The sequence below is a fragment of the Micromonospora sp. C28ISP2-4 genome, from assembly GCF_030519385.1.
Classification (GTDB): Bacteria; Actinomycetota; Actinomycetes; order Mycobacteriales; family Micromonosporaceae; genus Micromonospora; species Micromonospora tulbaghiae.
Genome location: NZ_JAUMKG010000004.1, coordinates 536,233 through 563,205 on the forward strand (window position 1 = coordinate 536,233; position 26,973 = coordinate 563,205).

A 26,973-nucleotide genomic window follows, 5' to 3' on the forward strand; every position below is an offset into this window, starting at 1 on the left:
CGCGGCGAGGCCCGGTCAGCCGCCGTTCGTGGCGGTCCACGCCGACTCGACACGCCGCGTCGGGTCGCCGCCCTCCGGTCCGCGCAGCCGGTCGGTGAGCAGGAAGCCGGGCAACCGGAACCGGGCGGCGTGCTCCCGCTCCGTGAGCGGGTACGTGCCTCCGCGCCGATCGGGCTGCCATCCGTGCCGCAGGGCGTACTCGATGACGGCGTGTACGTCGGCCGAGGTCGGGTAGGCGTCGTCGACGGCACAGGGCGGCCATGGTGTGCCCCACGTGGTCGACAGCAGATCCGCCTGGAGCGCCTGGCTCGTCTTCCCGCCGCCCCAGATCCGAAGCCGGACGCAGCGGTGGCAGTCGGTGTCGCCCCGCACCTCCCGGATCTCCGCCCGCCAGGTGAAGGTGCGCCCGTCGATGCACAGTCGTCGCAGCCGGATCCGCACGGCCCGATCATCCGGGACGCCGCCCGCCGCCGCGACGGGTTTCCCGGCCGGCGTCAGACCAGTGGCTTCCTTCGGTCGGCGTCAGGTCAGCGGCACCCAGGCCAGGGTGGTCATGCCGGACAGGGCGGTCGCCTTGAGGCCGGCGTCGGAGACCGTCCACAGCACACCGCCGATCATCAGCGAGCGGCGGATCGGGGTCCACTCGCCGCCGTCGGTGAGCGCGCCCGGATGGTCTACGGCGCCGGCGACCGTGAAGCCCTTGTCGCCCATGCGCAGCGCCAGCACACCGCCGGAAGGCGTGCCCTTGACGCTCTCGGCCCGGTCGGTCACCACACCCGGCCGCTGCACCGGGATCACCACCAGGCGCTCCGGCGCCCAGTACAGGAACGCGTGCGGGTCGTTCTCCGCCTCGGACCAGCCGCCCGCGACGTGGTGCTGGGCGATCCTCGCCGGCCGGGCCGGATCGGCCACGTCGAACAGCGACACCTGCGTGCCCGTCACCCGCCCCTGGTCGGTCGCGTCCTGCCCGACCCCGATCAGGCGGCCGTCGCCGGCCGGGTGCAGGTACGACGAATACCCGTTGATCTTCAACTCGCCGGTGACCCGGGGCGCGGCCGGGTCACGCAGGTCCACGCCGTACAGCGGGTCGGTCTGCCGGAACGTGACCACGTATCCGGTGCCGCCGACGAACCGCACCGCGAAGATCCGCTCGCCCTTGCCGAGGCCGGTGACCGCGCCGACCCGCTTCAGGGTGGCGCCGTCGGCGCGAAGCACGTAGACGCCGGACTGCGAGGCGGTCCCTCGGCCCCAGGTGTCACCCGTCGTGGTCGCCACCCGCAGGTGACCGTCCCACTCGGACAACGCGTGCTGGTCGATCAGCCAGCCGGGCACCGACCCGGCGGCGACGAAGCGTGGCGTGCCCGCCGCGGTGTCGAACTGGTAGATCTCGGTGCTGGTGTCGCGCGCCGCGGACGGCCCGCCACGCCACGTCCGCCAGCGGTGGTCGTTGGCGACGTAGAGGCGTTGGCCGGTGCTGTAGACGGTGTCGCCGTCGGCGGCCACTGTGACCGGGTCGCCGGCGCCGAGCGAGGACGCGCCCAGGTCGAAGCTGAGCACCGTCACCATCGACGTGCCGGAGAAGCCGGCCGGCCGGCTGACCCGGTCGCAGCCGACCCGTCCGGTGCCGACGGTCCGCACGCTGTCGCGGATCTCGTAGCGGGGCAGCCAGTCGTCGAGCGTGGCCTTGTCGATGACCGCGCGGTTGGCGGCGATCCGCTGGGCGTCCGTCTTGCCATCGGACCGGTAGGGGAAGTCGAGCCGTGGCGCGGACCGGATCACCACGCGGGCGGTCGCGCCGGACTGCCGGGCGTCGACCAGGAGGCCGTCGATCCGGTACTCCCCGACCACGCGGGGCGACCCGGCCAGGTCCAGCAGGACCAGCCGGGCCTGCGGGGTCGTGCCCGGGCGCGTCTGCCTGCCCGGTACGGGGCCCTTGACGGTCCGGCCGGCGCGCAGCAGCACGAGCGCCCGGTCGCCGTGCAGCAGCAGGCTCGCCTCGCCGCCGGAGAACCGCTCGGCGTCGGGATCGAGCGCCAGCCGGCCGGTCACGCGACGGCTCGCCGGGTCGACCACTGACAGCACGCCCCGGGTGACCGTGACGATCCGCTTTCCGTCGGTCTTGACCAGGTCCGGTTCGTCCACGCCGGCCTCGTGCACGTTGGTGCCGGAGAAGTCCGGCGCGGACGCCGCACTCGCGTCCTTGGCGACGTCGCCGACCGCCGCCCGTTCCGCGCTGAACTGCCGGATGACGTCCGGGCCGAAACCCCACGGCCCGACCGCCGCCTTCGCGGCCGTGCGGAGCTGCCGCAGCGCCTCGTCGCAACTGTCGAACGCCACCAGCCGCAGGCCGCCGGCCGGTGCGACCCGCCCGGTGGGTGGCGGGCCGGCGGCCGGCGGTGACGCGGTGCAGCCGGCGAGAGCCAGCGTGACGGTCAGCGTGCATCCGAGCGTCCGGTATCCGTGACGGGTCATGCCGGTCAGACGCGGCGGTGGCGAACGCGGTTCCCGATCGTGCCGCTCGACCGCCGGCCGTGGCGCTCAACCGCCCGCCATCGCGCCGAGCACGATGAACGGCTCCTTGCCGGCGACCACCTCCTCCGGCAACGGGTCGTCCGGGGACTCGTTGGAGAGATCCAGCTCGCAGGCGTAGAAGCGGACGAACGGCCGGCGCTTGCCGCTGTGCCGGTCACGGATCGTGCCGAGCAGCATCGGGTACGCGGCCTCCAGCGCGTCGAGCACCTCCCGCTGGGTGGGCGGCCCGGCCACCTCGACGCGTACCTCGCCGGTGACGTGCGCCAGGTTCTTCAGGTGCGCCGGCAGCACCACCCGGATCACGGCAGCACCTGGACCTCGACCGAGAGCACGCCCGGCAGGTCCCGCACGATCGGCGCCCACGTGTCGCCGCCGTCGGCCGAGTGGTAGACCTGACCGCCGGTGGTGCCGAAGTAGATGCCGCACGGGTCGAGCGTGTCGACGGCCATCGCGTCGCGCAGCACGTTGACGTAGCAGTGCGACTGCGGCAGCCCTTCGGTCAGCGGCTCCCAGTGCTCGCCGCCGGTACGGCTGCGGTAGACGCGCAGCTTGCCCTCCGGCGGGTAGTGCAGCGAGTCGCTGGTGATCGGCACCACGTAGATCGTCTCCGGCTCGTGCGCGTGCACCGCGATCGGGAAGCCGAAGTCCGTCGGCAGGTCGCCGCTGACCTCCCGCCAGTTGGCGCCCGCGTCGTCGGTGCGCATGACGTCCCAGTGCTTCTGCATGAACAGCGTGTCCGGCCGGGACGGGTGCTGGGCGAGACGGTGCACGCAGTGCCCGACCTCGGAGTCGGTGTCGGGGATCTCGCCGGAACGCAGGCCCTTGTTGATCGGCAGCCAGCTCGCGCCGCCGTCGTCACTGCGGAACGCGCCCGCCGCCGAGATCGCGACGTAGATCCGGTCCCGGTCGGCCGCGTCGAGGATGATCGTGTGCAGGCACATCCCGCCCGCGCCGGGCTGCCAGGACGGGCCGGTCGGGTGCTGCCGCAGCGCGGTCAGCTCGGACCACTTCTGACCGCCGTCGGTGGACAGGTAGAGGGCGGCGTCCTCGCCGCCCGCGTACACGGTGTCGGGGTCGTGGCGGGACGGCTCCAGGTGCCAGATCCGCTTGAACTCCCACGGCCGTGGGGTGCCGTCGTACCAGAGGTGCTGCCCCACCTCGCCGCTGTAGGCGAAGTCGTTGCCGACTGTCGTCCAGGTCCGGCCGCCGTCGTCCGAGCGCTGGATCAGCTGCCCGAACCAGCCGCCGGACTGGGACGCGTACAGCCGGTCCGGTTCGACAGGTGATCCGGTCAGGTGGTAGATCTCCCAGCCGCCGAAGTGCGGCCCGTCGACGGTCCAGTCGTCGCGCCTGCCGTCCGAGGTCAGGATGAACGCGCCCTTGCGCGTGCCGACAAGTACTCGTACGCCGCTCATGTCTCGTCCTCTCGTCCGAGGGGTTCTCCCCGCAATGACCGTGCGGCTCACCGAAACTCATCGCTGTCGTACTCCCCGGCTACGACATTTCCGTCTCGGACGCGCGGCGGCGGGGCCGCCACGCCGGTGCGGCCGGATTGTCGGGGGCTGCCGCTAGCCTGCGCGCATGACCGGCCCTGGAGACGTCCCACCCGAGCACCTCGACCGCCTGCGGCCGGTCTGCCTCGGCCTGCCGGAGACCTACGAGGAAGCGGCCTGGGTGGGCGTCCGATGGCGCGTCCGCGGCCGGACGTTCGCCCACGTGCTCACCGTCGACCCGGACCACCAGGCGGCGTACGCGCGGGCCGCGGCGACCGACGAGCCGGTCTGCGTGATGACGTTCCGCTCCCCCGGCGACGAGATCGCCGGGCTGCTCGCGGCCGGGCCGCACTTCTTCAAGCCGGACTGGGCCGCCGACGTGGTCGGGCTGCGGCTGGACGCCGACACCGACTGGACCGAGGTCGCCGAGCTGCTCACCGAGAGCTACTGCGTGCTGGCCCCGAAGAAGCTGGTCGCGCTGGTCGACCGGCCCGGCTGAGTCAGCCCAGCTTCTTGCGCAGCGTCTCGAACGCCAGGTCCGGCCGCAGCGGCACACCGAACCGCTCGTCGCCGTACGGGAACGGGCTCAGCTCGCCGGTGCGCACGTAGCCGCGCCGCTCGTACCAGGCGATCAGGTCGTCGCGCTGGACGATCACTGTCATCCGCATCTCGCCGGCGTGCCACTGCTCGGCCGCGTAGCGCTCGGCCTCGGCTAGCAGCTCCCGGCCCACGCCGCCGCCCTGCCGGCCCGGGGCGACAGCGAACATGCCGAAGTAGACGTGGTCGTCGCGGCGTTCGAGCTGGCAGCAGGCCACCAGGGCGCCGTCCTGCTCGGCGACCAGCACCACGCCGTCCGGGCCGGTGACCGCCGCGGTCACCATCTCCGGGTCGGTGCGCTGCCCGGCCAGCAGGTCCGCCTCGTGGGTCCAGCCCTGGCGGCTGCGCTCACCCCGGTACGCCGACTCGATCAGGTCGACGAGGGCGGCCACGTCCTCGGGGCGGGCGACCCGGACGGCACGGGGTGCGGGGCTGGTCATGGCGGTTCTCCACGGTCGCGGCGACGTACCTGGTCAGCGTACGCACGCGGGGGTCCCGGACGGCAGCCGGGACCAGCGGTGGCGGACGGTTCGTGGTTCACTGCCCGCCATGGAGACGGCAGTCGGTGCGGCGGGCCTGCCCGCGGTCCTCGACCTGCCGGCCGGGCCGGTACGCGGGGGCATGGTGGTGCTGCACGGCTCGCACGCCGGGCAACGCTCCCACTTCCTCTACGCGCACCTGGCCCGGCTGCTGCCTCCGGCCGGGATCGCGGTGCTGCGCTACGACCGCCGTCCGCGCGTGGACGGGCACGACGTGCCGCTGGCCGACCAGGCCGAGGACGCGTCGGCCGCGGTGACCGAGCTGCGCCGGCACGTCGGGGCGGTCCCGGTCGGGCTCTGGGGTTTCAGCCAGGGCGCGTGGGCGGCGGCGCTCACCGCCACCCGCTGTCCGGTCGATTTCCTGGTCCTGGTCGGGTGCAGCGGCGTGAGCCCGGCGAGGCAGATGCGCTACGGCACCGCCGAGCAGTTGCGCCGGAACGGGTACGGCCCGGCCGAGGTGGCCGAGCTGATCCGGCTGCGCGCGCTCGCCGAGGACTACCTGCGCGGCGACGTGCCCCGCGCGGTGGCGCAGGCGGCGATCGACGCGGCGGCGCGGTGCCAGTGGTTCCCGCTGGCTTTTCTGCCCGAGGAGCTGCCCGCGACGCCCGGCACCTGGACCGACATGGACTAACCCGGCGCCGGTCCTGGCGCGGCTGACCGGCCCGGTGCTGCTCTGTCACGGCAAGACGGACGCGTGGATCCCGATCGAGGAGAGCCTCGCGGTGTGGCGGCGGGCGGCCCGCGACGCCGAGCTGACGGTGGCCCGGCTGGCCGGTTGCGACCACGCCCCGACGCTCGGCGAGCGCGAGGATCTGGACGGCGTCAGCCCGCAGTACGAGCGGGTGCTCCTCGACTGGCTCGATCGGACGCTGCCACCGCCGGGCTGAGTGGCCGGGCTGGGTGGCCGGGCGCGGCGGAAGGCGATCGACCGCCCCGCGTGGCCGGGCTACGCTGCCGCGCATGGACGCCGAGCTGCCCACGTTCGAGTTCGCCTTCCCCGGCCCGCTGCGCGACCAGATCGTCGCCGCGGTGCTCGACGGGAGCAAGACCACCACCACCGGGCTGCTCCAGGACTACGAGATCGACGGTGAGCCGCTGCCCGCCGTCGGCACCCGCTCGGCGGTGATCGACTCCGCCGGCCGGCCGGTGGCGATGATCGAGCTGGTCGAGGTCCGCGTCGCCCGCCTCGGCGACGTCGACCTCGACCACGCGCGCGACGAGGGCGAGGGGTTCGACACGGTCGCCGCCTGGCGGACCGGCCACGAGGAGTTCTGGCACGGCGACGACTACCGGGGCTGGCTCGGCGATCCCGGGTTCACAGTGGACGACGACACCCCGGCCGTGCTGCAACGCTTCCGGCTGGTCGAGACGCTCTGACGCGTTGCCGGCCCGGGCTCATTCGGCGGCGAGCCAGGCGCGCAGCGCCGCACCGTGCTCGTCCAGGTCCGGCGGCGGCAGCTCGTACCGGGGTGGGGTGCCGGACAGGCCGATCGGATTGCGGATGCCCGGCACCCCGCCGGCCGTCACCACCGGCTCCAGGCCGAGCCCCTGCGCCAGCGCCACCCCCTCGGCGACCGAGTTGATCGGGCTGCACGGCACGCCCGCGGCGCGCAGCTCGGCGAACCACTCCGCGCTGCCGCGCCGCGACAGCGCCGCCACCAGCAGCGGGCGCAGCTCGTCGCGGTGCGCTGTGCGGTCGGCGTTGCGGCGGAACCGCGCGTCGTCGGCCAGCTCCGGCACGCCGAGCACCCGGCAGAGAGTACGGAACTGGCCGTCGTTCCCGGCGATCACCACCAGCTCACCGTCGGCGGTGGGCAGCGGCTCGTACGGCACGATGCTCGGGTGCGCGTTGCCCATCCGGTGCGGCTCCGCTCCCCCGGCGACGTGCGCGCTCGTGTGGTTGACCAGCCCGGACAGCGCCGAGGAGAGCAGGTCCACTGTGACGTGCTGCCCCCGCCCGGTCTCATCGCGGTGCCGCAGCGCGGCCAGGATCCCGACCGCCGCGTGCAGCCCGGCGATCACGTCGAACACCGCCACCCCGGCCTTGTAGGGCGGGCCGTCGGCGTCCCCGGTGAGGCTCATCAGCCCGGCCGCGGCCTGCACCATGAGGTCGTACCCGGGCAGGTCGGCGCCCCCGGCGTCGCCGAAGCCGCTGATCGAGGCGTACACCAGGCGGGCGTTGCGGGCGGTGACCGTGTCGTGGTCGAGGCCGAAGCGGCGCAGCGCGCCCGGGCGGAAGTTCTGGATCAGCACGTCGGCCCGGTCGGCCAGCCGGTGTGCCAGCGTCAGATCGCCGGGATCGGTCAGGTCGAGCACCAGCGAACGCTTGTTGCGGTTCACCGCGAGGTAGTAGGTGGAGACGTCGTCGCGCACCGGGGGCCGCCAGCCGCGGGTGTCGTCGCCGCCGGGCGCCTCCACCTTGACCACGTCCGCGCCCAGGTCGGCCAGCAGCATGGTCGCGTACGGCCCGGCGAGGATCCGGGAGAAGTCGGCGACCAGCACCCCGCGCAACGGACCCGACATGCCACCCTCCCTCGCCGCCGACCACGATGACACATTCCCGACGGCGCGCCGGCAGGGGTGTCCGGTCCGGCTACGGTCGCGGTACATCGGGAACATCGACCGGGAAGGGATGCCGTGTCGCTGCTGAGCCGGCTCGCCGAGACCACCGACGACCGTCCCGGGGCGGTCCGGGTGGGCGACCGGTCGCTGTCCTGGGTGGAGCTGCGCCGGGCGGCCACCGCCGTCGCCGACGACCTGCGCGGCGCGGCCCGGGTGGCGGTGCCCGCCACGGCGAGCTTGGAGACGGTGGTCGGCGTGGTCGGCGGGCTGCTCGCCGGTGCGGCGGTGGTACCGGTGCCGCCCGACGCGGGCCCGATGGAACGCGACCACATCCTGCGCGACTCCGGCGCGGAGCTGCTGCTGGCGGCGCCGGGCACGCCGCACACCGACTCGCCGCCGGTCGTGCCGCTGGACCTGGCCCGGCGCTCGGACACCACGTATCCCGAGCCCGACCCGGCGGCCACCGCGCTGATCCTCTACACCTCCGGCACCACCGGCGCGCCCAAGGGCGCGGTGCTGTCCCGCCGCGCGGTCGCCGCCTGCCTGGACGGGCTCGCCGACGCGTGGGCCTGGACCCCGGACGACGTGCTGGCACACGGCCTGCCGCTGTTCCACGTGCACGGACTGGTGCTCGGCGTGCTCGGCCCACTGCGCGCCGGCAGCCGGCTGCACCACGTCGGCCGGCCCCACCCCGAGCGGTACGCGGCGGCGGGCGCCTCGATGTACTTCGGCGTACCCACGATCTGGTCGCGGATCGCGGCGCAACCCGCGGCGGCGCGGGCGCTGCGCGGCGCCCGGCTGCTGGTGTCCGGCAGCGCTGCGCTGCCCGAGCCGGTCTTCACGGCGCTGGCCGGGCTGACCGGGCACCGGCCGCTGGAGCGGTACGGGATGACCGAGACGCTCGTCACGGTGAGCGTCCGGACGGACGGCCCCCGGCGGCCCGGCACCGTGGGCGTGCCGCTGCCCGGCGTGCACACGCGGGTGGTGGACGAGCACGGCGACCCGCTGCCCGCCGACGCGATGGGCGAACTCCAGGTGCGCGGCGGCACGCTGTTCGACGGCTACCTCAACCGGCCGGACGCCGACGCGGCCACCCGCACGGCGGACGGCTGGTTCCGCACCGGTGACGTCGCGACTGTCGACCCGGACGGCGCCCACCGGATCGTCGGCCGGGCCGCCACCGACCTGATCAAAAGTGGCGGGTACCGGATCGGGGCCGGCGAGGTGGAGGACGCGCTGCTGGCCCACCCGGGGGTCCGGGAGGCGGCTGTGGTCGGCACGCCCCACCCCGACCTGGGGCAGCAGGTGACCGCGTACGTGGTCGGCGACGGCGTGGCCGAGGCGGAACTGATCGACTTCGTGGCGCGGCACCTGTCCGCGCACAAGCGGCCCCGGCAGGTGCGGCTGGTCGGCGCGCTGCCCCGCAACGCGATGGGCAAGGTGCAGAAGTCCCGCCTGACCGAGGTGTGAGCGGCCCGTTTCAGCGGGCCGCAGCCGCGCGGCGGACCTGGCGGCGTGCCTCGTCCGCCGGCACGCCGGTGGCACGCAGCAGGTCGTTGGCGACGGTCCGCACCTGCGACACCACTATGGTGCCGGAGAAGCCGATCTCCTGCCGGCACGCCTCGCCCGCGTCGCGGACCGCGCGCAGCACCCGCTCCCGGGCGGCGGCCGGTTCGTCGGCGGCCAGGAACGCCCGGTGCAGCAGCCGGATCGCCTCGCTGAAGTGCTCCAGCGCGGCGGGCAGCTCCGGCGGCACGGGCTCCCGGTCCCGCAACGCGGTGCCGATCCGGCGGACCATGCCCCGGCTGTTGCGGAACGCCCGGTCCAGGTGCTCGGCGCCGTGCCGGTACGCGGCCAGGGCCCGCCGTCGCCGCCAGCGCACCGGGGAGAACCGGACCACCTCGTCGGCGGCGCCGACCATCTCGTCGATCCGGTCCAGTTCCGTCTCGGCGGCGCGCATCCGGGCCAGCACCTCGTCGGCCGCGCGTACGTCGGCGTGCGCCAGCGCCTCCGCCGAGGCGGTCATCTCGCACGCGAACGTGTCGAGCGCCGGGTCGGCGACGCGGCGGACCGCGCGCAGCGGGTTCAGCGGCGCGATCACCAGCACCACGAGCAGGCCGACGACGCCGCCGACGAGCGCGTTGACGGTCCGGGGCAGCTCCAGGTCGGGCGACACCGGGGTCAGCGTGGCGACCAGTACCGCCGTACCGCCGGCCTGGGTGACGAGCGCGCCGGTGCCGCGGACCAGCACCGCCGCGGAGACCGCTAGGAACACGATCACGCCGGTCTGCCACGGGCCGGTGCCGAAGAGACGCACCAGCAGGTCGCCGACGACGATGCCGAGGACCACCCCGACCACCAGCTCCACGGTCCGCCGGGTGCGGTTGCCGAGCGAGGCGGCGATGACGCTCACCGCCGCGGCGGGCGCGAACGTCGGGTCGGGGTTGCCGAGCACCTCGCGGGCCACCGTCCAGGCCAGCGCGGCGGCCAGGCCGGCCTGTACCGCCACGAGGAAGTACGTGCGCAGCCTCCGGCGGCTCGACCGCCCGGCGTCGCGTACCCGGTCGACGGCATCCCGCATGCGCCCGGGTACCCGCGGTCGCCCGCTCGAACCTCAACCCGGGTACGCCATCGTCCCGGTCAGCGCCACCACTCCGGGCAGCCGGGTGTCCTGCCGCAGGAACTGCACCACCACCGGCACCGGGGAGCGCAGCACGCAGCCGTACGGGCGGTCCAGCCGCACCGCCTCCGGGTCGATCAGGTCGTTCACCCGCACGTGCCGGATGCGGCGGGCACCGACCCGTATCCGGTACGGGCCGACCGGTTCGGCGTCCTGGTAGTAGAAGTCCAGCTCCATCTCGGCGTCCTCGTCGGCGGCGTTGAGCACGCAGAGCTGGTCGAAGGCGGTGAACGCCGGTTCCGGGCCGTGCGCGGGGAACGGCACGTGCCCGCCGGGCACCACCCAGACCCGGGCGCCGACCGGCCCGCTCACGACTCCTCCAGCAGCCGGGACAGGTCCGGGGTGAGGAACACCCCGTCCGGGTCGAGCCGGCGGCGCACCGCCTGGAAGTCGTCCCAGCGGGGATAGAGGGGACGCAGTTCCCGCGCGCCGAGCCAGTGCTTCTTGCCCCAGTGCGGGCGTCCGCCGTAGTGGCGGAACACCGCCTCCACGTCCCGGAAGTAGTCCTCGTACGGCAGCGAGGTGTTCTGCAGGCAGGCGATCGTGGTGGTGGGACGGCCGTAGGCGTTGCTGAGCCAGATGTCGTCGGCGGCGACGGTGCGCACGAGGACCCGCCAGGCGGCCACCCGGCGGTGCCGGTCGCGCACCCGGCGGCGTACCTCGGCGAAGCAGGCCGCGAACGCCTCCGACGGCAGCATGTACTCGATCTCCTCGAAGCGCAGCTCCCGGTGCCGGGGGATGGTGCGGTGGGTCGGCCCGACCTGGCTCTGCCGGGGCTCGCCGGCCGGCAGCCGGGTCTGCGCCCGCTCCGGCGCGGCGTCCGTGTCGGTGCGGTTGATCACCCGGATCTGCGTCCGGTCGCTGCGCGGATACCAGTAGAAGTCCATGTTGCGGTTGGTGTGCTGCAGCTCGGCGAGGTGGTCGAGGGTCCAGTCCAGGTGCGCGCACCAGGAGCGGCGGTGCAGCTGGTACGTGGGCTGCACGTCGAGCGTGACCCGGGTGACCACGCCGAGCGCGCCGAGGGAGAGGCGGACGGCCGGCAGCAGCTCCGGGTTGCGCCGCGCGTCCACGTCCAGCACGTCGCCGGTGCCGCTGACCAGGCGTACGCCGGTGACCTGCGTGCTCAGGTTCCCGAAGCCCAGACCGGTGCCGTGGGTGCCGGTGGCGGTCGCCCCGGCGATCGACTGGTAGTCGACGTCACCCAGGTTGTCCATGGCCAGCCCGGCGTCGTAGAGCCCTTCGCCGAGCGCCCTGAGCTTGGTGCCGGCCCACGCGGTCGCGAGGCGCCCGTCGTCGGAGATCACGCCGGACAGCCGGTCCAGGCTCAGCAGGATCCCGTCGGTGCGCACCAGCGGGCTGGACGAGTGCCCGGAGCCGACCGGCCGGACGGTGGCGCCGCTCTCCCGGGCACGGCGTACCAGCGCGCACACCTCGGCCTCGTCGGCGGGCTCGGCCCGCTCCGCCGGCGTGAAGCGGAGGCTGCCGGACCAGTTCACGAACTCGCGTGTCACAGCGGCCCCTCCCCGGCCCGCTTACCCGTGCCCGCTCCGGGTAGTCACCGCCGTGCCCGAGCCGCCGCTGTCGTTCCCGCCGGTCGACGCGTACGCGTTCCTGTCCGACACGCACACCACGGCGCTCGTCGCACCGGACGGGGCGGTCGAGTGGTTCTGCGTACCGGACGCGGCGGGCGACGCGGTCGCGGCCAGGCTGCTCGACCGGGACGCGGGCGGCCGGTTCACGCTCACCGTCGCCGGCTGCCCGGCGCCGCGACGCCGCTACCGGCCGGACACGCTGGTGCTGGAGAACGACTGGGCCGGCCCGTCCGGCACGGCGGCCGGCGAGGACCTGCTCGCGGTCCGGCCCGGCGCCGCCGACCGGCCGATCCACGCCGAGCGGGTGCTGGTGCGCCGGCTGCGGGCCACCGACGGTGTGCTGCGGGTCCGCGCCGAGCTGACGCCCCGCCCCGGGTACGGGGCACGTCCGGTGCGCTGGCGGCGCGACGGTACCGGCTGGCACGCCGACGGCACGCCGCTGCGGCTGCGCACCGACCTGCCGGTCACCGTCGAGGGCGGCACGCTCGTCGCCGAGGCGGAGCTGCGCGCCGGGCAGGACGCCACGCTGCTGCTCGGGTACGCCGACCCGGTGCCCGCGCTCGCCGACGCCAGCGAACTGACCGAGCGGACCGCCGGCACCTGGCGGGCGTGGTCGGCGCGCGGCGACTACAGCGGCTTCGCGGCCGACGCGGTCCGGCACAGCGCGCTGGTGCTGCGCGGCCTGTCCTACGACGAGACAGGCGCGCTGCTGGCCGCCCCGACCACGTCGCTGCCCGAGGAGATCGGCGGGGTACGCAACTGGGACTACCGCTTCACCTGGCACCGCGACGCGGCGCTGCTGCTGCTCGCGCTGTTCCGCCTGGGCCACGCCGAGGAGGGCCGCCGCTACCTGCACTTCCTGCTCGGCATCTGCGCCCGGCAGCATCCGCTCGCCCCGCTCGTCGGCATCCACGGCCACCCCACCGAGGAGTGCGAGCTGCCGCACCTGTCCGGCTACGCCGGCTCGGCGCCGGTGCGGATCGGCAACGAGGCGGCCCACCAGATCCAGTTCGACACGTACGGGCACATCCTCGACGCGGCGCTGGCCTACCAGCTGCTCACCGGCGAGCTGACCGGCCCGCAGTGGGCGCTGCTACGGCGACACGTCGAGACCATGGCGCAGCGCTGGCGGGAACCGGACCACGGGGTGTGGGAGATCCGCGGCCCGTGCCGCCACTACGTCAACTCGAAGGTGATGACCTGGGTCTGCCTGGACCGGGGCATCCGCCTCGCCGGGCTGCTGGGCGACCGCACCGCCCCGGTGGACCGGTGGCGCCGGGAACGTGACGCGCTGCACGCCGAGGTGCTCGACCGCGGGTACGACGAGCGCGCCGGCAGCTTCGTCATGGCGTACGGCGCCACCGAGCCGGACGCGTCGCTGCTGCGGATGCCGCTGGTCGGGTTCCTGCCCGGCGACGACCCGCGGATGGTCGCCACCGTCGAGCGGATCCGCGCCGACCTCGCCGTCGCGCCCGACCTGATCCGGCGCTACCGGGTCGACGACGGGCTACCCGGCACCGAAGGCGCGTTCCTGCTCTGCTCCTTCGAGCTGGTCTCCGCGCTGGTGCTGGCCGGCCGGCACGGCGAGGCGCGGGAGATCTTCGACCGGCTCGCCGGCCGGGCCGGCCCGCTCGGCCTGCACCCGGAGGAACGCGCGCCCGACGGCACCGCCCTGGGCAACTTCCCGCAGGCGTTCACCCATCTGGCGCTCGTCGAGGCGGCGCTGAACCTCGACTCCGCCGGCGACCGGGACGCGCTGCACGCGTGGGCGGAACGGTCACCGGCCGCGCGGACGTGACCCGCACCCCGCCGGGAACCAGGCGGGGTGTCCCGACGACTATCCCTACATGGTGTGTGAGCAGTGGCGGGAGATCCTGTCGGCACAGCTGGACGGTGAGGCGTCCGAGTCGGAGATCGAGGCGGCCGAGGCGCACCTGACCGGTTGCGCCGGCTGCCGCGGCTGGTTCGACTCGGCCGCGTCGGTGACCCGGCGGGCCCGTACGCAGCTCGCCCCGCGGGTGCCCGACCTGGTCGACGCGGTCCTCGCCGCCGCTCCCCCGCCCCGGCCCAGCCGCCGCCACCGGATCACGCTCGGGCTGCGGGCGGCGCTCGGCCTGCTCGGCGCGGTGCAGCTCGTACTCGGCCTGGCCCAGATCGGCCGGGAGGCGGTCGTCACGCACGCACACGCCTCCGGCCAGCACCTGTGGCACGAGTCGGCGGCCTGGAACGTGGCAGTCGGCGCCGGGTTCCTCTACGTGGCGGCGCGCCGGTCCGCCCCGTCCGGCCTGCTGCCGATGCTCAGCGCGTTCGTCGCCACGCTCGTGCTGCTGTCGGTCAACGACCTGATCACCGGGCAGGTGGCGATGACCCGGCTGGTCAGCCACGGCTTCCTGCTGGTCGGCTGGGCCGTGATGCTGGTGCTGTCCCGCCTCAGCCGGCGCCCCGGCGACACCCCGCCCGGCCAGCGCCGGTCGGAGGGCTCCCGCTGGGCGCTGCGGACCGAGGAACCGGCCGCGCCGGCACTGCGGCTGGTGCCGCCCGGCCCGTACCCAGCACAGGCCCGCGACCGGCGCGCCGCCTGACGGCCCGCGCGGCCTTCCCGGTCCCCCGCCGTGCCCGGCGACCACGCTCCCGCTCGAACCCCTGCGGTCACGGTCCCGGCTGGTCCCGGCGGTCGCGGGTCGGCCGGGCCCCCTGCGGTCGCGGGCTCAGCGGGCCCGGCGGTCCCGGGCGTCGCCGGACCAGGCGGCGACCAGGTCCTCCCGGGCGCGGGCCACGCGGGAGCGGATGGTGCCCACCGGGCAGCCGCACACCTCGGCCGCCTCGGCGTAGGACAGGCCGAGCACCTGGGTGGCCACGAAGGCCTCGCGCCGGTCCGGCGCCAGCGTGGCGATGAGGCCGCGCAGCACGACCCCGTCGTCCCCGCCGCCGGTCACCGCGCCGGCCGCCTCGGCGGCGGCCTGCCAGTCAGGTAGCGCCGCGACCCGGGGCCGGGCGGCCGCCGCGCGCACGTGGTCCACCGCGACCCGGCGGGCGATGGTGAAGATCCAGGTACGCGCCGACGACCGGCCCGCGAAGCCGGGCAGGCTGCGCAGCGCGCGCAGGAACGTCTCCTGGGCGAGGTCGTCGGCCTCGGCGGGCCCGGCGAGGTGGGCGAGGAACCGCCACACCGGCGCCTGGAGCGCCCGGACGAACGCGGCCGCGGCCAGCTGGTCTCCCCGGGCGGCGCGGCGCGCCCACCCGGTCACCTGCTCGTCGTCGGCGTCCGGGTTCATCCGCGGCCGGCCCGCCGGTCCGGCATGCTCATGCCGGACGGTACGGATGCGCGCCCCGCTCGGTTCATTCCTGGCGTCCCTCCTGCCGGCGCCGGAGTGCCGGTCACCCCCGGTTGGTCGGCCCCCGGGTGGGGAAAGTTCCCGAACCGGGTCAATCGTCTACGGACACGGTGACCGGCCCGACCCGCAGGACGCCGTCGGTGAGCGGGGCGCACCGCACGCCGCCGCGGCGGCGCATCGCCTTCCAGGTGCCGGGGGCGACCACCACGTCGAGCCAGGCGCAGGGTGGCGCGGCCCGGTGCACCCGCAGCCGGACCGGGCCGTCGCCGGAGTCGAGCGTGAGCACGCGGCCGACCAGTTCGTCCACCGGGATGCCGTCGGTCAGCACGTTGCGCCGCAGCTGGGTGAGGTCGGCGCCGGGTGGCAGCGACTCCCGCGCGATCAGCGTGACGCTCGCCTGCCGGTGCGCGGGGCGGCCGAAGTAGCGGTCACCGACGATGCCGAGCCCGGCGCGCAGCTCCACCCGGTCGACCAGCTCACCCGGTGGCGCGGGGGCGGGTCCGTCCGCCGGGCGGCCCACGTACCGGTGCACGGGCGAGGCCAGCAACTGGACGATCCGCGGCATGCCCGAAGTCTAATCGCGGGCATAACACCGCCAAACCGGACGATAGCCGCGCTCACGTATCCGCGCTGTCCACAGGCCGTTGTACCAGGTGTGACGGCGAGGCGACCCGATGCGATCGGCGCTCATCCGCAGCGGCGGCTGGCCTGGGCGCGGCGCGAGAACGAGCGCCGGCGTCAGGCGTACGAGGCCGCGGCCCGGATCTGGCGGCGCCGCGCCGAACACCTGGACCGGCTGTCGATGGAGGCAACGGGCTTCCGTGGCTGTGCGCTGCCCGGCACCGCGCTTCCGGTGCCGCTGGACGACGACGAGGTCGTCTACCGCATCCTGCCCACCGTCGACCTGGTCGAGGCCACGGCCCGGCATCTGCCCGGACTGCCGGCGCCGGGGCGTACGCTCGCCGGCTGCCTCGACCCGGCCGACGGGCCGCTACCGGCGGGACTGCGCGTGCTCGACAGCGGCGCCGCAGTGGTGACCGACCGGCGGGTGGCCTTCGCCGGCCGCGACGGCCGGCGGGACTGGCCACTGCGGGATCTGCACGGCCTCGGACATCACCCGGACCGTCCGGTCACCCTGCTGCACGGCACCGACGGCGGCACACCGGCGGGCCTGCGCGTGCCGGCCCCGGGCGCGGCAAACGCGCGGTTCTACCTCGCCCTGGCCCACGCCGACGCCACCGCCGCGCGGCAGGCGGTCGTCGAGGACGTCGAGGCGCTGCGGTCCGCCCACCGGGCCGCCCGGCCCCGGCCACCCCGGCCGCTCGGCCCGTGGGACGCCCCGGCCGAACGGGCGCTCCCCCAGCGGCTGGCCGCGGCGGGCGTCGCGGTGGTGGCCGTACTGCTCGGCGTCACCTCCGCCGGCACCTGGGCGGCCACCGCCGGGCAGACCGATCCGGCGCGCCGACCGGCCGCGTTTCCCGCCACGACGGCCGCGCGGACCGCTCCTTCGGCGCCGCCCGTGGCGACCCCGGCCGGCCCGTCGTCGCCCCCGATTCCCCGGCCGACCCGGTCCGTGCCACGACCGGAGCGTCACCCGGATCCGGTCACCCGGTCGGGCGGGCGAGTCCGCATCACCGCACCACCTGTCGCCGGGTCGCCGCCGCCGCACGCCGGCGACCGCCCGCCGGCACCCGTCGAGCCGTCCGCTCCGCCCGCCGACCCGGTGACCCCGGCGCCGACCGTGAGCCCGACGGGCGACCCGGGTCCGACCGGAGAGCCAGGCCCCACGGGCGAGCCGAGCCCGACCGCCTCGTCCGAGCCGCAGACCCTCCTGGACCTGGTGGGCCTGCGGCTCGGCCTGGCCGTCCGCTCCCACCCTCGCGACACCCTCCGAGCCCCGGCACCTACCGTTGATCTTGCACTTGCTGTCCCCGGAATGCGGTGATTCGTCCCGCTTCCAGAGGTCCGAAAGTGCAAGATCGCGAGGGCTTGGGGGCGGGGGCGGGCGTCAGGGGGTTTGGGGGGTCAGGAGGTAGTCGCCGTCTTCGGGGCTCCAGCGCAGCTCCACCGCTCCGCCGGTCGCGGCGGCCTTGCAGAACTGGAGGAAGCTGCGGTAGCCGAGCTTCTTCTCGCTGAAGTCGGGCCGCGCGCGCCGAAGCTGGTCCTTCAGGCCGGACAGCGCCACCGCGCCGCCGTCCGCGGCGAGGTCCACGACCACGGAGCGGAGCAGCCCGAACGCGACCTCCCGGTCGCCCTGCTCGGGCAGTGACACCTCCGGGTCGCCCTTGGCGGGCCCGGCGGCCAGCTCGACCACGTTGTGCGCCGCGAGGTGGCGCAGCAGCTCCCCGAAGGTACGGAAGCCGTAGTCGGACTCGCTGAACGTGGGGTCCTTGCGGAGCAGCGCGCGCTTGAGCGCGGAGGCGGTCACGTCGCCGCTGGAGCTGCCCTGCATGCCGGCGACCGTCTGCACGAGCTGCACGGCGAGTGTGTCGACGTCCCGCGCCGACTCGTCCTCGGTCGCGGTCTCCACCACCGGCTCGGGCGCCGGCTCCACCGGTGAGGGCCGGGCCGGGCGCGACCGGCGGGCGGCCGGTGGCGGTACGTCGACGCCTTCGAGGCGGTCGTAGTAGAGGAACTCGTCGCAGGCCGGCGGCAGCAGCGCGGAGGTGGACTTCTCCACCCCGACGCCGATCACCCGCTTGTTGAGTTCGCGCAGCTTGTGCACCAGCGGGGTGAAGTCGCTGTCCCCGGTGCAGATCACGAACGTGGAGATGTAGCCGCGCTCGAACGCCAGCTCGACCGCGTCCACCGCCATCTTGATGTCGGCCGCGTTCTTGCGGGAGGCACCCATCCGCTGCGGGATCTCGATCAGCTCGACGTGTGAGCGGGTGAGCATCCGCCGGTCCTCGTCGAAGTACGACCAGTCCGCGTACGCCCGGCGCACCACCACGCGGCCCCGCTCGGCGAGCGCGTCGGCGATCGGCCGGAAGTCGAACGGCCGGCCGCCGTGATGGTCCCGTACGCCCAGGGCCAGGTTCTCGTAGTCGAGGAACAGCGCAATCCGGTCTTCGTGATCCACACTGGCAGCCTAGCCCCGCCGGAGCGTCGGACCGGTCAGCGCCGCTCGTCGCGGTAGACGGTCTCGCGGCGGGCCACCCGCTGGATCGCGTAGCTGGTCACCAGCAGCAACAGCGCGAGCACCACCTCGACGCCGGCGACGGTGCCGGTGGCGACGGTGAGGCCGAGCAACAGCAGGATCAGCCCGACGACGGCGAGCAGGCCCGCCAGCAGCAGCCGGTTACGCCGTCGCGCCGACCGCTGCGCGTCGTCGTCTGCGCTCACGCTGGCCCGCCTTCCTCCGGTTCCGGTTCCGATCCTAGGCGCAGGCCGTCGCCAGGGTGGCGGATCAAGAAGCCGGGGCCGGACGCACATGCGTCCGGCCCCGGGTCACGGCGGCGGTCAGTGGATCGGGACCGGCACCTGACGCTTGTCGTCGCCCGCGTCGCCGTCGAGCAGGTGCGAGGGCTCCCGGCGGCGGGGCAGGAACGCCGCGGGGATGAAGGTCAGCAGCACCAGACCGAAGGCCACCCAGAACGTGGTGGAGAAGGAGTTCGCCGCGAAGTCGAGCCCGCGTTCGATCAGCGACGGCGGCACCGGGAACTGCTGGGTCAGCTCGGGCTGCTGCTGCGAGGCGATGGCGAGCTGGGCCTCGGTCAGCGGGGCGCCGGTGGCCGGGTCGGTGACGCCGGGGATCGGCCGCGAGCCGTTCAGCTCGCTGGTGAGGATGACCGACATGACCGCGGCGCCCACCGAACCGCCGATCTGCTGGAGGATGTTGACGAGCGTGGATCCGCGCGCCACCTCCGCCGCGCTGAGCGTCTTCAGTGCCGAGGTCATGATCGGCATCATCGTGCCGCCCATGCCGAGGCCCATCACGAACAGCGAGCCGCAGAGCAGCCAGTACGACGTGTCGGTGCCGAGCTGGGTGAAGGTGAAGAACCCAGCCGCGATGAGCACCAGCGCGAACGGCACCGTCCGGCCGACCGGCACGCGGTCGGCGAGCATGCCGGCGATCGGCATGGTCAGCATCGCGCCGATGCCCTGCGGTGCGATCAGCAGGCCCGCGGTCAGCGTCGACTCGCCGCGCACCTGGAGGAAGTAGCTCGGGAACAGCAGGCCCGCGCCCATGAACGCGATGATGAACACGAACATGGTCACGGTGGCGATGGTCAGGTTGCGGTTGCGGAACAGCCGCAGGTCGAGCAGCGGGTGCCGGGGCCGGAACGAGTAGAGCACGAAGGCGACCACGAGCGCGCCGCCGACGAGCATCGGCAGCCAGACCTTGGTGTCGGCGACGGTGCCGGTCTCGGGCAGCGTGGAGATGCCGTAGAGGAACAGCGCGAGACCCGGCGAGAGCATGAGCATGCCGAGGAAGTCGAACGACTCGGACGGCTCGGCGTTGTCCTTGGGCAGCGCCAGCTGGGCGTAGACCAGTGCGACCAGGCCGATCGGCAGGTTGATCAGGAAGATCCAGTGCCAGCTCGCGACGTCGATCAGCCAGCCGCCGAGGATCGGGCCGGTGATCGGGCCGAGCAGCATCGGGATGCCGAGCACCGCCATCAGGCGGCCGATGCGGTGCGGGCCGGCGGCCCGGGTCATGATCGTCATGCCGAGGGGCATGAGCATGCCGCCGCCGAGGCCCTGGATGACCCGCCAGGCGATCAGCTCGCCGATCGAGTCGGCCGTGGCGCACAGGCCGGAGCCGATGGTGAACAGCGCCAACGCCACCATGTAGAGGCGTTTCGTGCCGAACCGGTCGGCGGCCCAGCCGCTGAGCGGGATCACCGTGGCGAGCGCGAGCGTGTAGCCGGTCATGGTCCACGCGACGCGGGCGTACGTGGCGTCGAACTCGCTCTGGAACGTCGGCAGCGCCACGCTGACGACTGTCACGTCGAGGATCGACATGATCGCACCGAGCACGACGACGCCGGCCACCTTGAGTACGGCGGCGTCGAGTTTCGTCGACGTCGCTACGGGTTGCTGGGTCACTGACGGTCTCCTGGATCCGGTCCGGCACTGGGAGGCGGTGGCGGCGCCGCGCGCCGTCTGCGGAGCGCGGGCGGAACGCGCGGCGGAGCGGCGTCCGGGCGACAGCGTAGCCATGACCTGGGACGAGGCGCGGCCGGTTTTGCCGACGGGCGAACCGCACCGGCACAGCGGAGGGCCTCGCCACCGGCTCCCGAGCGGTCCGGCGGCCCACGGAAAGGGCCGGTGCGCGCCGATTCGCCAGCCTTGTCGGGGCGTGGCCGGCGGGCGCGACCGTGACGAAGGTCATGCCCACGCAGCCACCCTCGCGGGCCCGCCGCTCAGCCCAGGCCGGCCATCAGTTCGACCTCCGCCGTACGGGAGCGGTCGATGCGGCGGGCGAGGTCGCGTACCCGCTCGCTCGTCCCGGCGGCGACCTGGGCGCGGGCCAGGTCGGCGGCGGTGCGTTGGTGGCGGCTGAGCACGTCGAGCAGCACCCGGTCGGCGTCGGCGGGCGCGGCGGCGCGCAGCCGGGCCAGTCCGGTTGCGGCGTCGCTGTGCCCGGAGTGGTCGTGCCGGGCGGCCGCGGCGGCGGCGGACGGGCCGGCCTCCCGCAGCCAGCCGCGCATGGTCGCGAGTTCGTCGGTCTCGGTGGCCCGGACGGCCGCGATCAGCGTGCGGATCCGCGGGCCGGTGGCGCGGTCGAGGCCGAGCGCGACGATCTCCAGCGTCTGCTCGGTGTGCGCCACCATCATGGCCAGGAACAGCGCGTCGATCCCGCTGGTCGTGGCGTCCGTGCCGGCCGCGGCCGTGGCGGACGGGACCGGCGGGGACGGGTCGGCGGCGGGCGGCCCGCCGCACCCGGTCACGGCCAGCATCATCCCGAGCAGCGCCGCGACCGGCCGGGCGGGGGCGGACGCGCGGCGGAGCCGGGGACCGGCCGGCTCCGCCGCGCGGGTACGCGGGCTCAGATCTGCCGCCACAGCGCCGGTACGTTCGGCGGCTCCCAGCCGGCGATTGCGGTGTGCGCCTGGCGGCAGCGGTAGCTGCGGCCGTCGTAGGTGACCGTGTCACCGACCTGGTACGCCCGCCCGGCGGTCCACGTGCCACCCGGCGCCGGGGTGCCGGTCCGGGTCGGCGTGGGCGACGGCGCGGGCGTGGTGGGCGCAGGGGTCGGGGTGGCCGACGGGGTCGGGGTGGGCGGCGGGGTCGGGTTGCCGCCTCCGCCGCCGATCTGGAGGTCGACGCAGGAGTAGAACGCGTTGGCGGTGTCGGAGATGTTCCAGATGGCGAGCAGCTTCTGCCGGCCGGAGAAGCCGCCGAGGTTGACGGTGTGCGACACGGTCGCGCCGGGCTGCCGGCCGCCGCCGTCGACGACCGCGACGCGGGTGCCGCCGATCCAGTACTCCCAGTTGGCGGTGGCGTGCCGGGCGGTGTTGATCCAGGTGAACGTGACGGTGCTGCCGACCGATGTGGCCGGCCAGTTGCGGCTGTCGTCGTTGAGTACCGCGAACTGGGCGATGCCGGCGTGGCAGCTGCGCAGGCCCTTGGGGCCCTCGACGCTCTGCGGCTCGTACTTGATCTGGCCGCAGTCGGGCACCCGGTTCTGCGCGCAGAGGGCCTGACGGCTGGGCGGCGAGGAGACGTAGCCGTGGGCCTGCGCGGGTGCGGCGAGCGCCAGCGTGCCGGTGACCGCACCGGCGGTGAGCAGCGGGAGGGTGATTCTTCGGCGCATGGTGGCAACTCCTTCGGGGGGATCGGGAGGTGCCCCGAACATAAATTAAACATTGTTAACAGTAAAGACTCCTATCTATAAATTAAGCCCTGCACGCCCAGCGCCGGGCGTATGATCGCGGTCGATGGCTCGCCGCGCGGAGCCGATCGTCGTTCGTGGGCATCCCGCCGCCGTCAGGCGCCGGGAGGACGACGCAGAACCGGGCACAGCCCCGTCGTCCCACTCCCCCGAAGGACATCCCCGGATGAGAAGAACCACTGCGTTCGCGGCCGGCCTGCTGCTGCTCGCCACCGCCCTCGGCACCGGCGGCGGGCCGGTCGCCGCCGCCGACCCCACCGCCCCGGTCACCGTCACCGTGAACACCCGCGCCGGGCTCGCCACCGTCCCGGCCACCGCGCTCGGCGTCAACCACGCCATCTGGGACGCGCAGCTCGGCAGCGCCGAGACGTCCGACCTGCTGAAGGCCGCGGGCGTGAAGATGCTGCGCTACCCCGGCGGCTCGTACGCCGACATCTACCACTGGGAGACGCACACCGCGCCCGGCGGCTACGTCGCGCCGAACACCGACTTCGACACGTTCATGGCCGGCGCCCGGCGTGTCGGCGCCGAGCCGATGATCATTGCGAACTACGGCACCGGCACGCCCGCCGAGGCGGCCGCCTGGGTCCGCTACGCCAACGTCACAAAGGGCTACGGCGCCAAGTGGTGGACGGTCGGCAACGAGAACTACGGCAACGGCCACTACGGCTCCGCCTGGGAGGCCGACGACCACCCGGACAAGAGCGCGAGCCAGTACGCCCGACTGGTGATCGAGTACGCCGACGCGATGAAGGCCGTCGACCCGAGCATCAAGGTCGGCGCGGTGCTCACCATGCCCGGCAACTGGCCCGACGGGATCACCGCCGGGTCCGACCCGGGGCCGTGGAACCAGACAGTGCTCTCCCTCGCCGGCCCGAAGATCGACTTCGTGGACGTGCACTGGTACCCGGGCGGCAGCGCCGCCGACTCCCTGGCCCGCACCAGCCACCTGCCCGACGCGGCCTGGCTGCTGCGCCAGCAGATCGCCCGGTACGCCGGACCCGGCGCGGACCGGATCGGGATCAGCTTCACCGAGCTGAACGTGGACGCCGGCCGTACCACCGCCCCCGGCGCGCTGTTCCTCGCCGACGCCTACAGCGGCCTGCTGGAGCAGGGCGTGTTCACAGTGCAGTGGTGGAACGTGCACAACGGCATCGGCACCGTCTCCGAGGTGGCCGGGCAGACCGACTACGGCGACTTCGGGATGCTGTCCAGCGGCAACTGCACGAGCGACGGCGAGGTGTGCCAGCCCGCGTTCAACACACCGTTCGCGCCGTACCACGCGTTGTCGATGATGAACCTGTTCGCCCGGCCCGGCGACCAGCTCGTCCGCGCCGGGACCGACGAGCCGCTGGTCGCCGCGCACGCGGTCCGCCGCCCGGACGGCAGCGTCGCGGTGCTGCTGCTCAACAAGGACCCGGACACCGCCTACCCGGTGGCGCTCGACTACGCCGGGTTCACCCCGGCCGACGAGGCGCCGACGGTGCACACGTTCGCCAACGGCGCGACCGGGATCAGCACCGCCCGCTCGGGCGACGCGACCGCCCGCACGCTGCCGCCGTACTCGCTCACCACGCTCGTGCTGCGACCGGCCGGCAGCCCGGCCGGGCGGCCCGGCGCCCCGGGGCGGCCGACGGCGAGCGCGGTGACCGACCGCGCGGCGACCATCTCCTGGCCGGCGGCCACGCCGGGCGCGTCCCCGATCGCCAAGTACGAGGTGCACCGGCAGAACGGCGCGGTGAGCGAGCAGCTCGGCGAGACCGCCGGCACGTCACTGACCGTGGGCAACCTCGAACCGGGCGCCCGCTACACGGTGAACGTGCTGGCCCGGGACACCGCCGGGCGGGTCTCGTGGTCGTCGCCGCCGTTGACGTTCGCCACCGGCAGCCCGGCCGAGAGTTCCTGCGCGGTGCGGTTCAACGACGACAACGACTGGGGCAACGGGTACGTGGCCAACATCGAGGTGATCAACACCGGTGCGAAGGCGCTGGACGGCTGGACGCTCACCTGGACCTGGCCGACGGCCTGGCAGCAGGTGAGCAGCGGGTGGAGCGCCACCTGGAACCAGCAGGGCCGCGACGTGCGGGTGACACCCACCGACGACAACCGGCGGCTCGCCGCCGGCGGCGGGAGCACGACAGTGGGCTTCGTCGGCGCGTACAGCGGTCCGAACGTGCCGCCGGGTGCGTTCCGCCTCAACGGCACTGTCTGCACGCTGCGCTGACCGCTCCTCAGCCGCGGCCGGGAGGCCGCAGCCGCACGTCGGCCGCCCCCGGGCCCGTCGGGGCGGTCGCCCGGCGCGCGCAAGCCGGCAATTGCACGTGCGGGCGCACCGGTCCGGACGGGAGCGTGGGCGGGTCCGGCGCGGGCGTCGGCAGTACGGCCAGGATCGCCACGAGCAGCGCCACCGCGACGGCGCCGTCGAGCCAGTAGTGGTTGCCGGTGACCACCACCACGAGCGCGGTCACCAGTGGATGGAGCAGCCAGAGCCAGCGCAGCCGTCCGGCGGTGACCGCCATCAGGGCCAGCGCGATCGCCAGCGCCCAGCCCACGTGCAGCGACGGCATGGCCGCGTACTGGTTGCTGAGCTGGTCGGTGTCGGGCGGTCCGTAGACGCTCGGGCCGAACCGGGTGCCGGTGTCGACCAGCCCGGTGAGCACGGTCAGCCGGGGCGGCGCGAGCGGGACGCACACGTGCAGCACCAGCGCCACCGCGGTCAGCGCCGCCAGGGCCCGCCGCAGCCGCACGTAGTGGGCCGGGCGGCGCAGCCAGAGCCAGGCCAGGCAGAGCACGGTGGCCGGGAAGTGCACGTACGCGTAGTAGGAGTTGGCCAGCCGTACCAGCAGCTCGTGCGACAGCAGCGGCCCCTGCACGAGCGTCTCGTCGGGCAGGCGCAGCAGCCGCTCCAGCCGCCAGACCCACTCGCCGTTGGCCAGTGCGACGTCGTCCTGCCCGGCGACCACCTGCCGGCCCGCCTTGTAGGCCAGGAAGAGCACGGCGACGAGCGCCAGCTCGCGCGCGGCCCGCTGCCATGTGGCGAGGCGGGCGGGCGCGGTCCGCGTGGCGTCCACGGCTCCTCCTTCGGTTCGTCCCCGCATGGACCAGGGCCGCCGCCGGGGTCGGCGACGGCCCTGGGGGTACGGGCTCAGCGGCGGGCGCGTTCCTCCCGGCCGGCCGAGTCCACGCTCACCTCGTCGAAGGCGGGCGCGCCGTCGACGGCGTCCGCCCCCACCGCCACCGAACGGCCGGTGTCCGGCAGGTCGAGGCTGGAACGCAGGGTGACCGGGCGCAGCAGCAGCGCCGCAACGATACCCACCACCGCGATGGCGGCCGAGATCAGGAAGATGTGCCCCGTTGCGTCCCCGTACGCGGCCCGCACGATCTGCCGGACCGGCTCGGGCAGCGCGTCGAGGTTGAGCGTGCTGCCGCCGCCTCCGCCGGAGGTTGGGATGCCGGCCGCGGCGAGGTCGTGTGTGATCCGGTCGGTGACCCGGCGGGCCAGCACCGCGCCGAGCACCGAAACGCCGATGGTGCCGCCGAGGGAGCGGAAGAACGCGACGCTGGCGCTGGCCGCGCCGATGTCCTTGAGCGCGACGGTGTTCTGCACGGCGAGCACCAGGTTCTGCATGGTCATGCCGACGCCGACACCGACGATGAACATCGCGAGGCCGACGAAGACCAGCGAGGTCTCGTGGTCGATGGTGCCGAGCATGGCGAACCCGATGACCAGCACGACCGCCCCGAACACGATGTACGGCTTGATCTTCCCGGTGGCGGTGATCATCCGGCCGGCCACGATCGAGGAGATCAGCACACCGGCCATCATCGGGATGGTGAGCAGGCCGGCCTCGGTCGGGCTGTAGCCGCGGCCGATCTGGAAGTACTGGCCCAGGAAGACCGCGCCGCCGAACATCGCCATGCCGACCGCGAGGCTGCCCAGGATCGCCAGGGCGGTGGTGCGCTCGCGGACGATGTGCAGCGGCACCACCGGCTCGGCGGCCCGCGCCTCCACCCAGACGGCGAGCGCGAGCAGCAGCACCGAGCCGCCGACCATGGCGCCGCTCTGCCAGGAGACCCAGGCGAACGAGTCGTCGACGAACGAGATCCAGATCAGCAGCACGCTGACGCTGGCGGCGATGAGCGTGGCGCCCAGATAGTCGATCTTGACGTTGTTCCGGCGCACGGTGGGCAGGTTCAGGGTGATCTGGAGCAGGAACAGCGCGACGGCCGCGACCGGTACGCCGACGAAGAAGCACCAGCGCCAGCCGAGCCAGGACGTGTCCACGATGAGGCCGCCCAGCAGCGGGCCGCCGACTGTGGCCAGCGCCATGACGCCGCCCAGGTAGCCGTTGTAGCGACCCCGCTCACGCGGCGGGATCATGGCCGCGATGGCGACCTGGACCAGCGCCTGGAGACCGCCGACACCGATGCCCTGGAACGCGCGGGCGGCGATGAGCTGCCCGGCGCTCTGCGCGAAGCCGGCCGCGACCGACCCGACCAGGAACACCACGATGGCGATCTGGATCAGCAGCTTCTTGTTGAACAGGTCGGCCAGCTTGCCCCAGATCGGGGTGGTCGCCGTGGCGGTGAGCAGGGTGGCGGTGACCACCCAGGTGTACTGCGTCTGCGAGCCGTTGAGCGCTCCGATGATCTTCGGCAGGGCCGTCGAGACCACGGTGCCGCTCAGCATGGCCACGAAGAGCACCAGCAGCAGGCCGCTCAGCGCCTCCAGCGTCTGCCGCTTGGTCATGGGGGCGGCCTCAGCCGTCGTGGTGGGTGCGCTCATGCGCGCGTCCTCCAGGTGT

General features: G+C 74.3%; 27 protein-coding genes. 9 read left to right on the top strand and 18 right to left on the bottom strand.

The genetic code is table 11. The features are described from left to right. Window positions 1-15 precede the first annotated feature (15 nt). From Q3W68_RS18765 to Q3W68_RS18780, 4 genes are all read right to left on the bottom strand, one after another. Entirely contained in the window at window positions 16-441 is a 426-nt protein-coding gene (locus Q3W68_RS18765) for an integrase (protein WP_302906658.1), read from the bottom strand. Window positions 442-522: 81 nt separating this feature from the next. Next, a complete protein-coding gene (locus Q3W68_RS18770; protein WP_302906659.1) occupies window positions 523-2,472 on the bottom strand; it encodes a beta-propeller domain-containing protein in 1,950 nt (649 codons plus the stop codon). A 66-nt stretch (window positions 2,473-2,538) separates the two neighbouring features. Further along, window positions 2,539-2,835 (bottom strand): MoaD/ThiS family protein, encoded by a 297-nt coding sequence (locus tag Q3W68_RS18775; protein ID WP_018784437.1) that lies wholly within the window; start codon window positions 2,833-2,835, stop codon window positions 2,539-2,541. Further along, on the bottom strand, window positions 2,832-3,947 hold the full coding sequence (locus Q3W68_RS18780; protein WP_302906660.1) for an exo-alpha-sialidase: 1,116 nt from the start codon (window positions 3,945-3,947) through the stop codon (window positions 2,832-2,834). The genes Q3W68_RS18775 and Q3W68_RS18780 overlap by 4 nt, the downstream gene beginning before the upstream one ends. 166 nt (window positions 3,948-4,113) lie before the next feature. On the opposite strand from Q3W68_RS18780, the gene Q3W68_RS18785 reads away from it, so the two are divergent. Beyond that, on the top strand, window positions 4,114-4,524 hold the full coding sequence (locus tag Q3W68_RS18785) for an MmcQ/YjbR family DNA-binding protein (protein ID WP_302906661.1): 411 nt from the start codon (window positions 4,114-4,116) through the stop codon (window positions 4,522-4,524). Between the two features lies 1 nt (window position 4,525). Here Q3W68_RS18785 and Q3W68_RS18790 read toward each other — a convergent pair whose 3' ends face one another. Beyond that, on the bottom strand, window positions 4,526-5,062 hold the full coding sequence (locus Q3W68_RS18790) for a GNAT family N-acetyltransferase (protein ID WP_302906662.1): 537 nt from the start codon (window positions 5,060-5,062) through the stop codon (window positions 4,526-4,528). Between the two features lie 109 nt (window positions 5,063-5,171). Between Q3W68_RS18790 and Q3W68_RS18795 the strand changes: the two genes are divergently transcribed. From Q3W68_RS18795 to Q3W68_RS18805, 3 genes are all read left to right on the top strand, one after another. Further along, window positions 5,172-5,792, top strand: coding sequence for an alpha/beta hydrolase (locus tag Q3W68_RS18795; RefSeq protein ID WP_302906663.1), 621 nt, complete (start codon window positions 5,172-5,174; stop codon window positions 5,790-5,792). Window positions 5,793-5,826: 34 nt separating this feature from the next. After that, the gene (locus Q3W68_RS18800) at window positions 5,827-6,048 is read left to right on the top strand and encodes a S9 family peptidase (RefSeq protein ID WP_302906664.1); all 222 of its coding nucleotides are present in this window, start codon (window positions 5,827-5,829) and stop codon (window positions 6,046-6,048) included. Window positions 6,049-6,121: 73 nt separating this feature from the next. Continuing rightward, window positions 6,122-6,538: an ASCH domain-containing protein gene (locus tag Q3W68_RS18805; RefSeq protein ID WP_302906665.1), complete on the top strand. Its 417-nt coding sequence runs from the start codon at window positions 6,122-6,124 to the stop codon at window positions 6,536-6,538. Window positions 6,539-6,556: 18 nt separating this feature from the next. Here the strand turns inward: Q3W68_RS18805 and Q3W68_RS18810 are convergent, their stop codons facing one another. Then, window positions 6,557-7,684, bottom strand: coding sequence for a CaiB/BaiF CoA-transferase family protein (locus Q3W68_RS18810; protein WP_302906666.1), 1,128 nt, complete (start codon window positions 7,682-7,684; stop codon window positions 6,557-6,559). 114 nt (window positions 7,685-7,798) lie between these two features. Here Q3W68_RS18810 and Q3W68_RS18815 point away from each other — a divergent pair, with 114 nt between their 5' ends. Then, a complete protein-coding gene (locus tag Q3W68_RS18815; protein ID WP_302906667.1) occupies window positions 7,799-9,193 on the top strand; it encodes an acyl-CoA synthetase in 1,395 nt (464 codons plus the stop codon). A gap of 10 nt (window positions 9,194-9,203) precedes the next feature. Here Q3W68_RS18815 and Q3W68_RS18820 read toward each other — a convergent pair whose 3' ends face one another. The 3 genes from Q3W68_RS18820 to Q3W68_RS18830 are packed head-to-tail and all read right to left on the bottom strand — an operon-like array spanning window position 9,204 to window position 11,914. Further along, window positions 9,204-10,304, bottom strand: coding sequence for an FUSC family protein (locus Q3W68_RS18820; protein WP_302906668.1), 1,101 nt, complete (start codon window positions 10,302-10,304; stop codon window positions 9,204-9,206). 33 nt (window positions 10,305-10,337) lie between these two features. Next, a complete protein-coding gene (locus Q3W68_RS18825) occupies window positions 10,338-10,715 on the bottom strand; it encodes a sensory rhodopsin transducer (protein WP_302906669.1) in 378 nt (125 codons plus the stop codon). Then, entirely contained in the window at window positions 10,712-11,914 is a 1,203-nt protein-coding gene (locus tag Q3W68_RS18830; protein WP_302906670.1) for a D-arabinono-1,4-lactone oxidase, read from the bottom strand. Before Q3W68_RS18830 ends, Q3W68_RS18825 begins: the two co-directional genes overlap by 4 nt. Window positions 11,915-11,966: 52 nt before the next feature. On the opposite strand from Q3W68_RS18830, the gene Q3W68_RS18835 reads away from it, so the two are divergent. Together Q3W68_RS18835 and Q3W68_RS18840 are read left to right on the top strand one after the other, a co-directional pair. After that, window positions 11,967-13,793: a glycoside hydrolase family 15 protein gene (locus tag Q3W68_RS18835; protein WP_302906671.1), complete on the top strand. Its 1,827-nt coding sequence runs from the start codon at window positions 11,967-11,969 to the stop codon at window positions 13,791-13,793. Between the two features lie 49 nt (window positions 13,794-13,842). Continuing rightward, window positions 13,843-14,577: a zf-HC2 domain-containing protein gene (locus tag Q3W68_RS18840; protein ID WP_302906672.1), complete on the top strand. Its 735-nt coding sequence runs from the start codon at window positions 13,843-13,845 to the stop codon at window positions 14,575-14,577. 126 nt (window positions 14,578-14,703) lie between these two features. Here the strand turns inward: Q3W68_RS18840 and Q3W68_RS18845 are convergent, their stop codons facing one another. Together Q3W68_RS18845 and Q3W68_RS18850 are read right to left on the bottom strand one after the other, a co-directional pair. After that, a complete protein-coding gene (locus tag Q3W68_RS18845; RefSeq protein WP_302906673.1) occupies window positions 14,704-15,270 on the bottom strand; it encodes a sigma-70 family RNA polymerase sigma factor in 567 nt (188 codons plus the stop codon). Window positions 15,271-15,421: 151 nt separating this feature from the next. Next, window positions 15,422-15,895 carry a molybdenum cofactor biosysynthesis protein gene (locus Q3W68_RS18850; protein ID WP_302906674.1) on the bottom strand — a complete coding sequence of 158 codons (474 nt, stop codon included), beginning with the start codon at window positions 15,893-15,895 and terminating at the stop codon, window positions 15,422-15,424. Between the two features lie 90 nt (window positions 15,896-15,985). Here Q3W68_RS18850 and Q3W68_RS18855 point away from each other — a divergent pair, with 90 nt between their 5' ends. Then, entirely contained in the window at window positions 15,986-17,275 is a 1,290-nt protein-coding gene (locus Q3W68_RS18855) for a hypothetical protein (protein ID WP_302906675.1), read from the top strand. A gap of 63 nt (window positions 17,276-17,338) precedes the next feature. Here the strand turns inward: Q3W68_RS18855 and Q3W68_RS18860 are convergent, their stop codons facing one another. From Q3W68_RS18860 to Q3W68_RS18880, 5 genes are all read right to left on the bottom strand, one after another. After that, on the bottom strand, window positions 17,339-18,409 hold the full coding sequence (locus Q3W68_RS18860; protein WP_302906676.1) for a PIN domain-containing protein: 1,071 nt from the start codon (window positions 18,407-18,409) through the stop codon (window positions 17,339-17,341). Between the two features lie 35 nt (window positions 18,410-18,444). Beyond that, window positions 18,445-18,672 (bottom strand): hypothetical protein, encoded by a 228-nt coding sequence (locus Q3W68_RS18865; protein WP_269706385.1) that lies wholly within the window; start codon window positions 18,670-18,672, stop codon window positions 18,445-18,447. Between the two features lie 117 nt (window positions 18,673-18,789). After that, entirely contained in the window at window positions 18,790-20,379 is a 1,590-nt protein-coding gene (locus Q3W68_RS18870; protein WP_302906677.1) for a DHA2 family efflux MFS transporter permease subunit, read from the bottom strand. Between the two features lie 317 nt (window positions 20,380-20,696). After that, complete coding sequence (locus Q3W68_RS18875) at window positions 20,697-21,338, bottom strand: DUF305 domain-containing protein (protein WP_302906678.1); 642 nt, start codon at window positions 21,336-21,338, stop codon at window positions 20,697-20,699. Beyond that, window positions 21,323-22,090, bottom strand: coding sequence for a lytic polysaccharide monooxygenase (locus tag Q3W68_RS18880; RefSeq protein ID WP_302906679.1), 768 nt, complete (start codon window positions 22,088-22,090; stop codon window positions 21,323-21,325). The genes Q3W68_RS18875 and Q3W68_RS18880 overlap by 16 nt, the downstream gene beginning before the upstream one ends. Before the next feature lie 244 nt (window positions 22,091-22,334). Between Q3W68_RS18880 and Q3W68_RS18885 the strand changes: the two genes are divergently transcribed. Then, complete coding sequence (locus tag Q3W68_RS18885; RefSeq protein ID WP_302906680.1) at window positions 22,335-24,392, top strand: cellulose binding domain-containing protein; 2,058 nt, start codon at window positions 22,335-22,337, stop codon at window positions 24,390-24,392. 7 nt (window positions 24,393-24,399) lie between these two features. On the opposite strand, the gene Q3W68_RS18890 is transcribed toward Q3W68_RS18885, so the two are convergent. Both Q3W68_RS18890 and Q3W68_RS18895 read right to left on the bottom strand, forming a co-directional pair. Continuing rightward, a complete protein-coding gene (locus tag Q3W68_RS18890) occupies window positions 24,400-25,239 on the bottom strand; it encodes a phosphatase PAP2 family protein (RefSeq protein WP_302906681.1) in 840 nt (279 codons plus the stop codon). A gap of 74 nt (window positions 25,240-25,313) precedes the next feature. Further along, window positions 25,314-26,954, bottom strand: coding sequence for an MDR family MFS transporter (locus Q3W68_RS18895; RefSeq protein WP_302906682.1), 1,641 nt, complete (start codon window positions 26,952-26,954; stop codon window positions 25,314-25,316). Window positions 26,955-26,973 lie beyond the last annotated feature (19 nt).

Coding starts and splice junctions, on each gene's coding strand:
- Q3W68_RS18770 (WP_302906659.1), bottom strand. CDS start 2,472: ATGACCCGTCACGGATACCGGACGCTCGGATGCACGCTGACCGTCACG.
- Q3W68_RS18780 (WP_302906660.1), bottom strand. CDS start 3,947: ATGAGCGGCGTACGAGTACTTGTCGGCACGCGCAAGGGCGCGTTCATC.
- Q3W68_RS18785 (WP_302906661.1), top strand. CDS start 4,114: ATGACCGGCCCTGGAGACGTCCCACCCGAGCACCTCGACCGCCTGCGG.
- Q3W68_RS18790 (WP_302906662.1), bottom strand. CDS start 5,062: ATGACCAGCCCCGCACCCCGTGCCGTCCGGGTCGCCCGCCCCGAGGAC.
- Q3W68_RS18795 (WP_302906663.1), top strand. CDS start 5,172: ATGGAGACGGCAGTCGGTGCGGCGGGCCTGCCCGCGGTCCTCGACCTG.
- Q3W68_RS18805 (WP_302906665.1), top strand. CDS start 6,122: ATGGACGCCGAGCTGCCCACGTTCGAGTTCGCCTTCCCCGGCCCGCTG.
- Q3W68_RS18810 (WP_302906666.1), bottom strand. CDS start 7,684: ATGTCGGGTCCGTTGCGCGGGGTGCTGGTCGCCGACTTCTCCCGGATC.
- Q3W68_RS18820 (WP_302906668.1), bottom strand. CDS start 10,304: ATGCGGGATGCCGTCGACCGGGTACGCGACGCCGGGCGGTCGAGCCGC.
- Q3W68_RS18840 (WP_302906672.1), top strand. CDS start 13,843: ATGGTGTGTGAGCAGTGGCGGGAGATCCTGTCGGCACAGCTGGACGGT.
- Q3W68_RS18845 (WP_302906673.1), bottom strand. CDS start 15,270: ATGAACCCGGACGCCGACGACGAGCAGGTGACCGGGTGGGCGCGCCGC.
- Q3W68_RS18850 (WP_302906674.1), bottom strand. CDS start 15,895: ATGCCGCGGATCGTCCAGTTGCTGGCCTCGCCCGTGCACCGGTACGTG.
- Q3W68_RS18880 (WP_302906679.1), bottom strand. CDS start 22,090: ATGCGCCGAAGAATCACCCTCCCGCTGCTCACCGCCGGTGCGGTCACC.
- Q3W68_RS18885 (WP_302906680.1), top strand. CDS start 22,335: ATGAGAAGAACCACTGCGTTCGCGGCCGGCCTGCTGCTGCTCGCCACC.
- Q3W68_RS18895 (WP_302906682.1), bottom strand. CDS start 26,954: ATGAGCGCACCCACCACGACGGCTGAGGCCGCCCCCATGACCAAGCGG.